This window comes from Marinomonas aquimarina (genome assembly GCF_900089755.1).
GTDB lineage: Bacteria > Pseudomonadota > Gammaproteobacteria > Pseudomonadales > Marinomonadaceae > Marinomonas > Marinomonas aquimarina.
Genome location: NZ_FLOC01000002.1, coordinates 336914 through 348634, shown reverse-complemented (window position 1 = coordinate 348634; position 11721 = coordinate 336914). Strand labels below are relative to the sequence as shown.

General features: G+C 48.5%; 12 protein-coding genes. 2 read left to right on the top strand and 10 right to left on the bottom strand.

Annotated features, from left to right (window positions below):
• Nucleotides 1-350 precede the first annotated feature (350 nt).
• Nucleotides 351-902 carry a DUF2058 domain-containing protein gene (locus tag MAQ5080_RS03625; protein ID WP_067211904.1) on the top strand — a complete coding sequence of 184 codons (552 nt, stop codon included), beginning with the start codon at nucleotides 351-353 and terminating at the stop codon, nucleotides 900-902.
• A 51-nt stretch (nucleotides 903-953) separates the two neighbouring features.
• On the opposite strand, the gene MAQ5080_RS03620 is transcribed toward MAQ5080_RS03625, so the two are convergent.
• Together MAQ5080_RS03620 and MAQ5080_RS03615 are read right to left on the bottom strand one after the other, a co-directional pair.
• On the bottom strand, nucleotides 954-1787 hold the full coding sequence (locus MAQ5080_RS03620; protein ID WP_067211900.1) for a polyphosphate kinase 2 family protein: 834 nt from the start codon (nucleotides 1785-1787) through the stop codon (nucleotides 954-956).
• 104 nt (nucleotides 1788-1891) lie between these two features.
• Nucleotides 1892-2629 carry a substrate-binding periplasmic protein gene (locus tag MAQ5080_RS03615; protein ID WP_067211897.1) on the bottom strand — a complete coding sequence of 246 codons (738 nt, stop codon included), beginning with the start codon at nucleotides 2627-2629 and terminating at the stop codon, nucleotides 1892-1894.
• 203 nt (nucleotides 2630-2832) lie between these two features.
• On the opposite strand from MAQ5080_RS03615, the gene MAQ5080_RS03610 reads away from it, so the two are divergent.
• On the top strand, nucleotides 2833-3498 hold the full coding sequence (locus tag MAQ5080_RS03610; RefSeq protein WP_082861129.1) for a glutathione S-transferase: 666 nt from the start codon (nucleotides 2833-2835) through the stop codon (nucleotides 3496-3498).
• A gap of 25 nt (nucleotides 3499-3523) precedes the next feature.
• Here MAQ5080_RS03610 and MAQ5080_RS03605 read toward each other — a convergent pair whose 3' ends face one another.
• The 8 genes from MAQ5080_RS03605 to MAQ5080_RS03570 form a co-directional block, all read right to left on the bottom strand.
• The gene (locus MAQ5080_RS03605) at nucleotides 3524-4687 is read right to left on the bottom strand and encodes a quaternary amine ABC transporter ATP-binding protein (RefSeq protein WP_067211894.1); all 1164 of its coding nucleotides are present in this window, start codon (nucleotides 4685-4687) and stop codon (nucleotides 3524-3526) included.
• Complete coding sequence (locus MAQ5080_RS03600) at nucleotides 4680-5579, bottom strand: ABC transporter permease (RefSeq protein WP_067211890.1); 900 nt, start codon at nucleotides 5577-5579, stop codon at nucleotides 4680-4682. Before MAQ5080_RS03600 ends, MAQ5080_RS03605 begins: the two co-directional genes overlap by 8 nt.
• A 79-nt stretch (nucleotides 5580-5658) precedes the next feature.
• On the bottom strand, nucleotides 5659-6654 hold the full coding sequence (locus MAQ5080_RS03595; protein WP_067211887.1) for an ABC transporter substrate-binding protein: 996 nt from the start codon (nucleotides 6652-6654) through the stop codon (nucleotides 5659-5661).
• A gap of 226 nt (nucleotides 6655-6880) precedes the next feature.
• Complete coding sequence (locus tag MAQ5080_RS03590) at nucleotides 6881-7900, bottom strand: DUF2955 domain-containing protein (protein ID WP_067211884.1); 1020 nt, start codon at nucleotides 7898-7900, stop codon at nucleotides 6881-6883.
• Nucleotides 7890-8954, bottom strand: coding sequence for an HlyD family secretion protein (locus tag MAQ5080_RS03585; protein ID WP_067211881.1), 1065 nt, complete (start codon nucleotides 8952-8954; stop codon nucleotides 7890-7892). Before MAQ5080_RS03585 ends, MAQ5080_RS03590 begins: the two co-directional genes overlap by 11 nt.
• Before the next feature lie 2 nt (nucleotides 8955-8956).
• A complete protein-coding gene (locus MAQ5080_RS03580; protein ID WP_067211877.1) occupies nucleotides 8957-9391 on the bottom strand; it encodes a MarR family transcriptional regulator in 435 nt (144 codons plus the stop codon).
• A gap of 136 nt (nucleotides 9392-9527) precedes the next feature.
• Nucleotides 9528-10472, bottom strand: a complete 945-nt coding sequence (locus tag MAQ5080_RS03575) for a nucleoside recognition family protein (protein ID WP_067211874.1) — start codon at nucleotides 10470-10472, stop codon at nucleotides 9528-9530.
• Nucleotides 10473-10496: 24 nt separating this feature from the next.
• Nucleotides 10497-11654, bottom strand: coding sequence for an MFS transporter (locus MAQ5080_RS03570; protein WP_067211871.1), 1158 nt, complete (start codon nucleotides 11652-11654; stop codon nucleotides 10497-10499).
• Nucleotides 11655-11721 lie beyond the last annotated feature (67 nt).

Genomic DNA, 11721 nt, shown 5'->3' with positions numbered 1-11721 from the left:
TAACCCTTTTAAGTAAGGTTGCGATTGATATGAATAGCAGTACTTATCGTCACCCTGTGAGTCGATTCCAAAAGAGCAACTTATTTAAATAAGAGATAAATAAAGATGTTTGATGAGAGCAGAGACATACTTAACGGAACGGTACCCTGCATACTGTTGAGGGATCTGACCCCTGAAATACTTTACGTCTGTCGGAAATCGTACGAGCGGGTTGTACCCCGCGATCAAAGTAATCCCGTCCCCGGACGGAGCCGGGTCGTACGAGTGGGTTGTAAAAAGGGCAGGGAATTAATCTTCAAAAACGCTATAATGCACGCAGTTTATTGATATGCGTTTATTAGAGGTTTTACATGGCTAAGTCCTTACAAGAACAACTGTTAGGTGCTGGTGTCGTCGATAAGAAAAAGGCGAATAAAATTAAGGCTGAGAAGCTGCAGACTAAGCAGAAGCAGAAGAAAGGTCAGCTAGACAATTCTGCAGAAGAAGCCCGTCAGGCGGAGCTAAAACGCCAGAAAGAAGAAAAGGCTGCTCGAGATAAAGAGCTTAACCTTAAGCGCCAAGCGGAAATTGAATACAAAGCCATTCTTGGTCAGATCCGCCAGATTATTATCCAGAACCGTGTTGAGAAAGAAGACGGTGAGATTGCTTACAACTTCACTGATGAGAAGAAGGTGAAGAAGCTATACGTCTCGGAAAAAATGCATAAAGACCTATCTGAAGGTCGTTTGGCGATTGCTAAGCTGGAAGGCCAGTATGAAATCGTGCCGAAAGGTATCGCGGAAAAGGTTCAAGAGAAAGAACCTGATATGATTCTGGTATTGAATACCTCATCTAAAGCAGAGGAAGTCGATGAAGACGATCCGTACGCAGAGTTCCAAATCCCTGATGATTTGATGTGGTAACTGAGAACGAAAAGGGCCGATTTAATCGGCCCTTTCCTTTTGCAAGCAGTATTAATCAGCGATCTCAATACCCAGTTGCTTACGCGCTGCTTTGATCACGGCTTCGTCAACAGCCGGTGGCGATAAGTCCATTTCTTTCGACAGGGCATCAATCACGGTGTTCAACACTTCCACACGTGCGAACCATTTCTTATTGCCAGGGATAATGTGCCAAGGGGCTGACATGGTAGAAGTGCGTTGGAACATCTCATCCGTAGCTTCTTCGTAAAGCTCCCACTTAGCACGATTGCGGATGTCTTCCTCTGTCAGTTTCCATTGTTTGATGGGGTTATTAAGGCGCTCTTCAAAGCGTTTTAATTGCTCATCTTTAGAGATATGCATAAAGATTTTAATGATGCGTACACCATCATCGGTCAGCATACGCTCAAATTCATTAATCTCTTGGTAGGCACGTTGCCATTCGTTAGGCGAGGCAAATTCTTCTATACGCTCAACCAGTACGCGTTCGTACCAAGAACGGTCGAAAATAGCGATGGAACCAGGTTTGGGTAAGCGTGTTTGGAAGCGGTAGAGATAGTGTCTGCCTTGCTCATCTTTTGTTGGTGAAGCAATAGGGTGCACACGGTAGCCACGGGGGTCCAATTTTTCCGTAATACGACGGATGGCTCCGCCTTTACCGCCAGCATCCCAGCCTTGAAAAACAATGATGGCCCGTTTGCCTTGGTGGTAATAAGCCTGCTGCACTTGGAGCATCAGCTCTTGCGCTTTTTTCAGCTTCTTATGGTACTGATCTTTGTCTTTTAGAGCGTATTCTTTTTGCTCTGTATCACAGTCGCTTAAGCGTGGTGGGTTAGCGACTAAGGTAATGGTACTGGGAGAGAACATTCCATGCTCCGTAGTATGTGTCCGGAAAAATAAAGGCCCACAGAGGTCTTCTGTGGGCCTTATAAGCATACTATTAGCCTGCCCTAATGGACAGGCTAACGAAATTACTGCTGGTTGAATTCTGCTAGGATTTCATCGTAACGACCAGAACCTTGGATCGAGATCAAACCTTTGTTGAAGGCATCACGAAGCTCTTCTGCATTCGGGATCGATTTAGAGATCAATAGGTACAGATCATTTTCTTCAAGCGGTGGCAGAAGGATTTGTAGTTGAGAGCCGTCTACACCTTCTTTTTCAGCCGCGGCTTTCGCTACCGCTAGGCTATCTGCATATAGATCTACTTCACCTGCGTCTAATGCTTTAACAGCATTTTTAACTTCTGGGTATTCTTTTAGGTTTGAGAATGGGAAGTTATCGAAAGACTCACCGATTACAGTCGCTTTGATTTTCGCGATGTTGTACTGGTCAAGTGACTCAAATGAGTCGTAGTTATTCAGTGGGAAGTCTGGCTTTTTGATCAGACCTGCTAGTACTGTGTAGATTGGAATAGAGAAGTAGTACTCTTGGGCACGTTCTTCTGAATAGTAACCACCCACAATGGCATCTTTGTCGCCACTTTTCACAACGTCCAGAGCGTTTTGCCAAGCGGTAAACTCGATCGTGCTATCGTAGCCTGCTTGTTCCAGCGCTTCGTCAACGATGGCGGTGATGAAGCCGCCACGCTCAAGGCTGTCGCCGTAGAATGGTGGCCAGTTCATAGTGGTCAGTTCAACGGTCTGTGCCTGAATCGTAAGTGGCAGAGCGAACGCTAGGGCAGAAAAAAACTTGGTGATTTTCTTCATTGTGAATCCTTTTGTAATGATTAATGATTTTGTTATTTACGCATTCTATGAACATTGTTGTCTATTCAATAGACAGGGTGTCGTAAATGGGCATCCATTAGTCGTATTAATGGTGGTGCTATCAGAAACTAATGGTTTGCTATTTATTTGGTGGCACTATTTTATACTAGTGATATTTATAACTTGTTGATTTGGAGAAAGTTTTGCTAGCGATTTTATACAGTTTTCGCCGTTGTCCCTATGCCATGCGTGCCCGTTATGCGCTGGTTAAACTGGGCACACAAGTAGAACTGCGCGAAGTTGTGTTAAAAAACAAACCTGAGGCACTGCTCAATCTTGGTGGTCGCTCTACGGTCCCGCAACTGTTAGTGGGGGCGCAGCGTTTCCCTGAGAGCATGGACATTATGTTCTGGGCCATTGAACATGCAAAGGATCAAACGATGGCTGAGCAATTATGGCCAGCGCAAGCGCAACAACAGGCCAAGATTCGAGCATGGATAGGCTTTAACGATCATTGCTTTAAGCCATGGCTGGATCGTTATAAATACGCCGATCGACATCCCGAGTTCCCTGAGTCCTACTATCGCCAGAAAGGCGAGCGCTTCTTACAGCGCTTAGAGACGCGTTTGGCCCACTCTCCATACTTGTTAGGGGCACAGATGACGCTTGCCGACATGGCAGTATTTCCATTTATACGCCAATTCGCTGGGGTCAACAGTCAGTGGTTTGAAACAAGTCCTTATCCGCATCTAAAGCGCTGGTTAACGGCTTTTTTGCAGAGTGATGATTTCAAAACGGTGATGCTGAAATATCCTGCCTGGGAAGAAGGGCAAACACCAATTTATTTTCCTGAACCATCTCAGGAATAAGGCTAAGATGGCTCAGGAGTAGAGGTTAAGCGGCTTCGAGCTGGCTCGGAAGCTGCAGCATTTTGGCCAATTCTTGATGGTTTAGGAAGCCACAAAGTTGCTGCTGTTTATCGATCACAGGCAGCGCTAGTTTGCTTCCCAGCATGGTTGGCAGAATCTCCTGAAGTAGTTGTCCGCGTTTTAGGCTGGGGACTTTGTACCAATGCCCCTGTCCAGCGCTCGTGCATTCACAGCAGGCTTCAAATTCCCCCTCGCTGACGACACGGTAAGCGATGCCATATTGCTCGATCAGTGTCGCCAAATCGGCTTCTGCTTCGCATATAGGCGTTTCGGCGGTCATAACATTCTTAACAAACAAAGCTCGCGCACGGTTAACGTCCTTTGCAAAAGCACGCACATAATCGTCGGCAGGGTTGAGAATGATGTCGACCGGCTTACCGACCTGCACCAGTTTGCCATCTTTTAGTACCGCTATTCGATCGCCCAGGCGCAGGGCTTCGTCCAAGTCATGGGTAATGAAGATAATGGTCTTGTGAAGGTTTTCCTGCAGTTCGATTAGCTGGCTTTGCATGTCGTAGCGAATCAAAGGGTCGAGGGCGGAGAAGGCTTCATCCATTAATAGGATTTCCGCATCGGTACAGAGTGCTCGCGCCAAGCCGACACGCTGTTGCTGACCACCTGAAAGCTGCGACGGGTATTGCTCTTCGTAGCCCGCTAAGCCAACTGTCTCTAACCAACTCTTGGCTTTGTCTTCCCATTCTGCCTTTTTAAGACCTTTGATTGAAAGACCGTAGCCGACGTTTTCTACCACTGTTCTGTGGGGCAGTAAGCCAAAGTGCTGGAACACCATCGACATCTTATGACGACGGAACTCGGTCAGTTCTTTCATTGGCAACTGCATGATGTCATGACCATTGACCTTAATTTTACCGGCAGTGGGGTCAATTAAACGGTTAAAGTGACGTATGAGGGTGGATTTTCCTGACCCTGATAGTCCCATGATGACAAAGATTTCGCCTTTCTCAATGGACAAATTAATATCTTGTAAGCCCACTGTGTGGCCGGTTTCTGCGAGCACTTCATCTTTACTGGCACCAGCTTGAACTTTAGGCAGAACTTTATCTGCCTGTGGCCCAAAGATTTGATATAGGCCTTCAATTTCAATAAGCGTATTTTCTTGATTAGCCATGATCTTGTCCCTCTAGATGTCTTTGAGTGCGCTTTGCATAACTTTGTGAAACGCGGTCAAACATGATGGCCAGCGCAACAATCGCCAAGCCGTTCATTAGGCCTAAGGTGAAGTACTGGTTGGTGATGGATTTCAGTACCGGCTGACCGAGGCCTTTGACACCAATCATGGACGCAATCACCACCATCGCCAGTGCCATCATAATGGTTTGGTTAATGCCGGCCATAATAGTGGGCATGGCCAGCGGCAATTGCACACCAAACAAACGCTGTGACGGAGTCGCGCCATAGGCGGTGGCTGCCTCAAGAATTTCTTTGCTGACCAAACGAATGCCAAGGTTGGTGAGACGGATTACCGGTGGAATGGCATAAATAACCACGGCGATCACCCCAGGAATTTTACCAATGCCAAGCAACATCACCACAGGGATCAGGTAGACAAAGGCGGGCATGGTTTGCATCACATCCAGCAACGGGGTGACGATCGACTGAGCCCGGTCCGAACGGGACATTAATATGCCGATCGGGATGCCTAGTGCAATCGACATCAAGGTACAGACGGTGATGATACTCAGGGTCCGCATGGTGTCTTCCCACATGCCGAAGTAGCCAATCAAGAGCATGGACACCACCACCCCTGTACTCAGTTTCCAAGAGCGTGTTGCTAGATGCACAATGGCGGTGATGACAACTAAGATAATCCACCAAGGTGTTTGAATAAGAAGGTTTTCGAACCAAACCAAAAAGCTTAAAAGCGGGTCAAAGAGAGTTTCTATTGTGTCACCGTACTCACGGGAAAAGTCACGGTAAGCACCGTCTAAAGATTTGCGAATCGCAAGTAGCTCGCGACGGCTCATATCTGGAAACTCGGTTAGCCAGGATGCGTCTGCCATAAATCATATCTCACTGTAGCGGAAGGAAAGTGCAGGACAAGTAAAATAGGGGAGCCTTGGCCCCCCTATTTTATTGAGCTTAGAGCTCGTCAAGTGCGCTAACGATTTTCTGCTTCACGTCAGCGCTCACCCATTGAGACCAGATGTCTTCATGCTCAAACATGAAGTTTTCGGCCGCGTATTGGCCATCGGCTTGGTTTTCCTCCATCCATGCCAACAAGCCGTTCATTTGAGCGTTTGTGAATGAACGGGATTGCATGTATTCAAAGGCCTGTGGTGCACGATCCGCAAATTGCGCTGTGGTCATGGTGTATACCGGAGAAGGTGGGTACATGGTGACTTGAGGGTCTAAGCAAGATTCACTGGTAATACACTGGCGGAATTGTTCCTCATCAACACCGGAGCCGAAGTCTACTTTGACCATCTCATACTTGCCCAGTATGGCCGTAGGAGCCCAGTAGTAGCCAATCCATGGTGCTTGGCGCTCATACGCGCGCGCAATAGAACCTGATAAACCTGCGCCGGAGCCTGGGTCAATCAGCTCAAAGCCTGCGTCATCCATTTGCAGGGCCTGGAACAGATTGCCTGCTGTGATTTGACAGTTCCAACCAGCGGGGCAACCGTAGAAACCCGACACAGAAGGGTCTTCAGGGTGAGTAAACAGGTCGGCATGCTCAAGCACTCCTTCGATGGTGGCAAGTTCTGGGTATTCTTCAACCATGTATTTGGGTACCCAAAATCCTTCTTCGCCACCATCTGAAAGAGACTTACTCGCGATTTTCAAACGGCCTTCTTCCACGCCACGGTCAAGGGCTTCTTTCATCGAATTGGTCCAGAACTCCGGTGCAATATCCGGCTCTTCTTTCTCAATCATGGAAGCACCTGTGGGCATGGTATCCCCTGGGACTAATTCCGCGTCACAGTCGTAACCATGTTCTAAGATAAAGCGGTCGACGTTGGCCATAAGGCTGGCGGAGTTCCAGTTCATTTCTGCAATGGTGACTTTGCCGCAATCAGCGGCGAATGAGGTACAGGCAAACAATGCCCCAGCGGTGGTTAAAAGTACTTTTTTCATGATAACTGATTCCTTGTGTGACTCATCATATTGTTTAGATTTCTAATTATTATTTTTAAAATAAATTACACATCTAAAGATTATTAATCAAACAAGTAACCAAATTAGAGAATGGTGAGCAGAGCGTCGATAGGGTTTTTGTAGCAGAATGTTAACTTTAGCAATTAGCTAACGAGACAAAAAAGCCGAATCCATGGATTCGGCTGAATGGGCAATTTGACGTATTTTAACCAAAGTTACGCGTCATTTTGAATTGGTTCAGTACATAATCCAGAATATAAGCCAGCATTAGAACCAACAGCATGGCTACCACAACAGAGCTGAAACGATACACGGCACTGTAAAAAATATCGTTATGGGGCGTGAGATATTGACCGTACAAAATACCGATAGTGGTCAATGCACCAAAACCAATGCCTGACCCTGAGCGTTCCACTAGGTGGAAGTAGGCGGTGATCATGACCGTGATAAACAGTGAGATGCAAACCAAGAAGAAGTTGCCAATCAGGGTGTACATCAACACCTGCATAATTAATGCAAGGCCACAGCCATAGGCCACTCCCTTGGAGCGCTTCTTAGCACTGGCAATGGAACCTTGATAGGTCATCGGGAACAAGATCAGCATGGTCGCCACTTGTGCGGAGAGTGAGTCTTGCAGGTCAAATACCTGAAACACAGTAAAAGAGGCCGTTGCCAAGAGCGCGCCAAGCAAGGTTCTGTGATTAATTTGTGCGGCACTGGGGGCTGGCGGAGGTGTGCCTGAAAAAGGCTCTAAATCCGGTAGTAACCAATACAGTAAGTAAGCACTCGCTACTGATATAGAGGCCGCTAACACGGTTGTGACCACCATATCTGTCGCCTGACTCGCATCATAGCTGCCAAAATTCAGCAGCGTCGATAGAGTGATCAACCCTGAAGCCCACATCAGAAAATAACGCGTCGTCAGCATAAAGCGAAAGTGGTAGCCGAAAATAAACAATACAGCCAGCCACATGGCGGTTGGGTAGGGCTTAAAGAAAGCTTGTAGTAGCCACATTTCAGCGGCACTGATAAAAGCACCGACAATGAACTCGATTGCTAAGGTACGATTAAAGGTCGGCACCATGCCCAATAACAGCATCGGAAACACGGTGAAAAACACGCCATAAGGCCAGTCCATCAACTTGCACACCGCGAAGCCGATGGTCGTGCCAAACGCTATACGTAGCAGGCGTCGTTTTTCATTGGCCTTCATCTCAATAAACATAGTGCAATAAGCTCACAATGCGCATTTGCAGGTGGCCGATAAAGCGGAATACAGAAGCGTCAGAGGATTCCACCATCACGGTGGCTTTGGAGCCGCTGACCAGAGACTCAGGTAAGTCGCCCTGTTGTTTCACATAGATGCGAATACGCTGTGCGTCCCTCACCCAGCGGTCACTGTCATCTGGCGTGGCCAGCACACCGTTGGCCATATTTTGTCCTTGAGAAATACCGAAATCACGACTGTCTAAAATGCCCTCAAACAGTTGCCCAGGAAAAGCATCGTAAACAATCAATGCTGCGGTACCTGGTTGGACATTGGTAATGCTTTTCTCGCGGAAGTCTGCGGTAATGCGATCATGTCCAGTGACCACTAACGAAAGCAATGCCTGGCCACTTTGCGTCACCATACCTGGGACCAACTGCATATTTGAAATCACGCCATCTTGTGGCGCGCGCACTTCGGTACGGGCCAAATCTAAGCGCGCATTAGCCAGTGCATTGCGGGCATTGTTGACCTCAATATTGTTGTCTTCGTCTTTGCCCAGCTCGATCACAATGGCACTTTTACGGGCTTCGATGGCGTTTAAATTAGCGCGGCTGGCCTGCATCTGTGTTTGGGCTTGGTCCAGTTGCTGTTCACTGACCAAATCTTGTCCGCGCAGTTTGGTTAAGCGTTGATACTCGCGTTCATTCTCCTGTAACGCGACTTTGGCAGACACCAACTCAGCATCGGCTTCGGCGATGTTGGCGCGTAATGTGGCATTACGCTGGTAAGCTTGCTCAAGGGCCAGCTCGGCTTGGCGCTCCGCCAAACGGTAATCTGTGTCTTCAATTTTGAACAGCAAATCTCCTTGTTGCACGACTTGGTTGTTGCGCACAGCGACGGTGACAACCTGACCAGAGACTTGTGGGGCAATGCTGAGCACTGGGCGCTGAACGGTTGCATAACTGGTCATAGGAATGGTCATGTCGGCTACGATCAAGTAGGCGAAAATAATGAAAAACAGGACGATCGCGCGTTTCATCCAGCGATTAAAATGTACATCAGGGGTCATAGTTACTCTTTGACACTCAATTGTTGAGCGTTTGCAATGATGGTGAGTAGCGCCTCATCAAGGAGGGCACGTTGTTCTGGTGATAGGCCGCATAGCAATTCCGAGCGTCCTTGTTCCGCTATGCTTTGCATGACATTGAGTTGTTGTTGTCCTTCTTCAGTGAACCATAAGGTTTTACAGCGTGCGTCATTCGGTGATTCGCGTCGCTCGATGAAACCGGATGCTTCAAGCTGATTGAGTGTTCTTATAAGAGAAGGTTGCTCGATGCCAATATTGCTTGCCAGATCGCTTTGCGTACAGCCTTGCCCTAAACGGTTTAAATGCATCATGGCGATCCACTTAGATTGGGTAAAACCAATGTCTGACATGTGGCGGTCGACCACATGACGCCAATTATTGGCGGCGCGCGCTAGATTCCAGCCGATATTCTGATCCATGTTATCTCTCAATTAGTTAGCCTGCTAGGTATCTTAGAAAAGCCTAGCAGGCTAATCAATCGCATGGACTTGGCTTTCTCAATATTTATCAAGTATGCACAAACGGTCTTAACGAGGAGGGAGCGGTTATTAGCGGCTAATAGAACACGAGTACGTGAATCACACCGCGCACCATAATGCCGACGAGGCAGCCATAGCAGGCGTAGCGCACCACTGACGCGATGCGTTGGCCGGTGGCGGCAAACAAGGCAACGCCAGCCACATCAAAGGGGTTGGTGGCGAAACCAGCCATCATATTCATTTCACGTGCACTGATGACCCCCTGCTGCACTAGGTCAAACATAATGCCCATGTAAGCGGTGCCCCCTGCGACGTACTTGGTCACCAATGGCAATACTGCGGTTTCTGGTAGATGAATCAAGGCCAAAGCAGGGCCTAATAGCATCGTGAGTAGGTCAATCACATGCAGCGCTTCAAGCACATTGACGAGAAATAACGCCAGAATCAGCATCGGAATCATGTTGAGTGCGATCTTCATGCCTTCCATGCCACCTTCAGACAAGATTTGCATTACCGTCTTGGCTTGCTTGTCGACGGCCTGGGGGAGGTTGTCTGCTTCGTCTTTAAACTCATCTGTGGGCAAGTTTTTGCTCATCAGATAATAGGTAAACGCAGCAGATAACAGCCCGCCAATAAGCGAGCTGAGCAGTAGCACAGGAAGGTTGAGGCCGAGGGCGAGCATCGGGAAGGTAGCATTGCCTTGAGACATGGTAAAGATCAGCGCCAGCGTCGCGGCAATATGGCGCTTATTCAAGCGCTTGCTGTCCATAATAGACAACGAGGCCATGGGCGCGGCAAAGCTGACAAAGGTCAGCTTTAAGGCCGCAAAGACGCCCAATCCAGGGATGCCAAACAAATGTGAAATGGGCGCCACCTTGTTACACAGCCAAGTAAGCACGCCTTTGGCATCGAGCAGCTTCATAAAGGCTAACATGATGACCATAATGGGCAGCAAGATATACAGTGCCATGTCTAAACCAGACTTGCCCGCATCGAGCATCATAGAGACAAGCTGTTCCATGGTTAACCTTCCTTTAAAGACAGACTAGACGCTTTGAGCAACCAGCTTGCGGTTGATGGCCAATAACATTAACGCTGCAAGGGATAAGATCGCTGCCGACGCAGGGATCCACTCGTAGCCTAAGCCAACCGTGATCACCGCACCACCCAATGCTGCCCCTAGAGCATTGCCGAGATTAAACGCGCCGATATTGATAGATGAGGCTAAGCCAGGTGCTTTGTCGGCAATGGTCATGACCTTCATCTGCAGTGGCGGCCCAATCATAAAGTTCACCACACCCCATAGGAAAATCGTGATGGCTGCGCTGACAAGATTGACGCTTACAAAGCTAAATGCGGACAGAATAGAGACCTGTCCTAGCAACGACACGGTCAGCGATAAGTCCGGTGATCGGTCCGCTAACTTACCGCTGACAAAATTACCAATGGTAAAGCCAATGCCTGCGATCATCAGCAGGTAAGCAATGTGTGCGTCTGCCACCGCCGCGAGGGTTTGTAGAATCGGCGTGACATAGGTATAGAGGGTAAACATTGAGCCGGCACATAATACCGTGGTTAAAAAGGTCCGCAGCGCTGCCGGTTGCAGAATCGCTTGCAGCTCTTGTCTGACATTCGGTCGGTTGGGTTTCTCCATGCTTGGCAAGGTGCGCAACAAACCAATCATGGCCACCAAGCCGAGCGCCGACGTGGCAGCAAACGCGATGCGCCAATGAATTGCCTGTCCCAGCCAAGTGGCTATTGGTACCCCAATGATATTGGCAATGGTTAGGCCTAAGAACATTGAGGCGACGGCTGAGCCTTGTTTGCCAACAGGGGCAAGTTTCATTGCCACCAGTGCGCCAATACCAAAGAACGCCCCGTGCGACATACTGGTGACCACTCGGGAAATTAGTAAGGTAGTGTAATCCACGGCAATGGCTGACAGCAGGTTGCCAGCGAAGAACACAGCCATCAAGGCAATCAAGGAGGCCTTGTGGCTAAAGCGTGTCAGGTACAAGGTCACCAGTGGCGCGCCAAACATAACACCGACCGCATAAGCGCTGATTAACAAGCCGGCACTGGGGATAGAGACTTGGACGCCCTCGGCAATGGTAGGCAATAAGCCCATAGGAAAAAACTCGGTGGTGCCGATTCCGAAGGCACCTAACGCTAGAGCGAACACGCCCCATTGGTATGCTTGCATGACAAATCCCTTGATAGAACGAAATCGACGCGTGTGATAACGCGTCGAGAGAAGGTGGAAACTCGGT

Excerpts from the sequence above, each read along its gene's own strand:
- MAQ5080_RS03625 (WP_067211904.1), top strand. The coding sequence starts at position 351 with ATGGCTAAGTCCTTACAAGAACAACTGTTAGGTGCTGGTGTCGTCGAT.
- MAQ5080_RS03620 (WP_067211900.1), bottom strand. The coding sequence starts at position 1,787 with ATGTTCTCTCCCAGTACCATTACCTTAGTCGCTAACCCACCACGCTTA.
- MAQ5080_RS03615 (WP_067211897.1), bottom strand. The coding sequence starts at position 2,629 with ATGAAGAAAATCACCAAGTTTTTTTCTGCCCTAGCGTTCGCTCTGCCA.
- MAQ5080_RS03605 (WP_067211894.1), bottom strand. The coding sequence starts at position 4,687 with ATGGCTAATCAAGAAAATACGCTTATTGAAATTGAAGGCCTATATCAA.
- MAQ5080_RS03600 (WP_067211890.1), bottom strand. The coding sequence starts at position 5,579 with ATGGCAGACGCATCCTGGCTAACCGAGTTTCCAGATATGAGCCGTCGC.
- MAQ5080_RS03595 (WP_067211887.1), bottom strand. The coding sequence starts at position 6,654 with ATGAAAAAAGTACTTTTAACCACCGCTGGGGCATTGTTTGCCTGTACC.
- MAQ5080_RS03590 (WP_067211884.1), bottom strand. The coding sequence starts at position 7,900 with ATGTTTATTGAGATGAAGGCCAATGAAAAACGACGCCTGCTACGTATA.
- MAQ5080_RS03585 (WP_067211881.1), bottom strand. The coding sequence starts at position 8,954 with ATGACCCCTGATGTACATTTTAATCGCTGGATGAAACGCGCGATCGTC.
- MAQ5080_RS03580 (WP_067211877.1), bottom strand. The coding sequence starts at position 9,391 with ATGGATCAGAATATCGGCTGGAATCTAGCGCGCGCCGCCAATAATTGG.
- MAQ5080_RS03575 (WP_067211874.1), bottom strand. The coding sequence starts at position 10,472 with ATGGAACAGCTTGTCTCTATGATGCTCGATGCGGGCAAGTCTGGTTTA.
- MAQ5080_RS03570 (WP_067211871.1), bottom strand. The coding sequence starts at position 11,654 with ATGCAAGCATACCAATGGGGCGTGTTCGCTCTAGCGTTAGGTGCCTTC.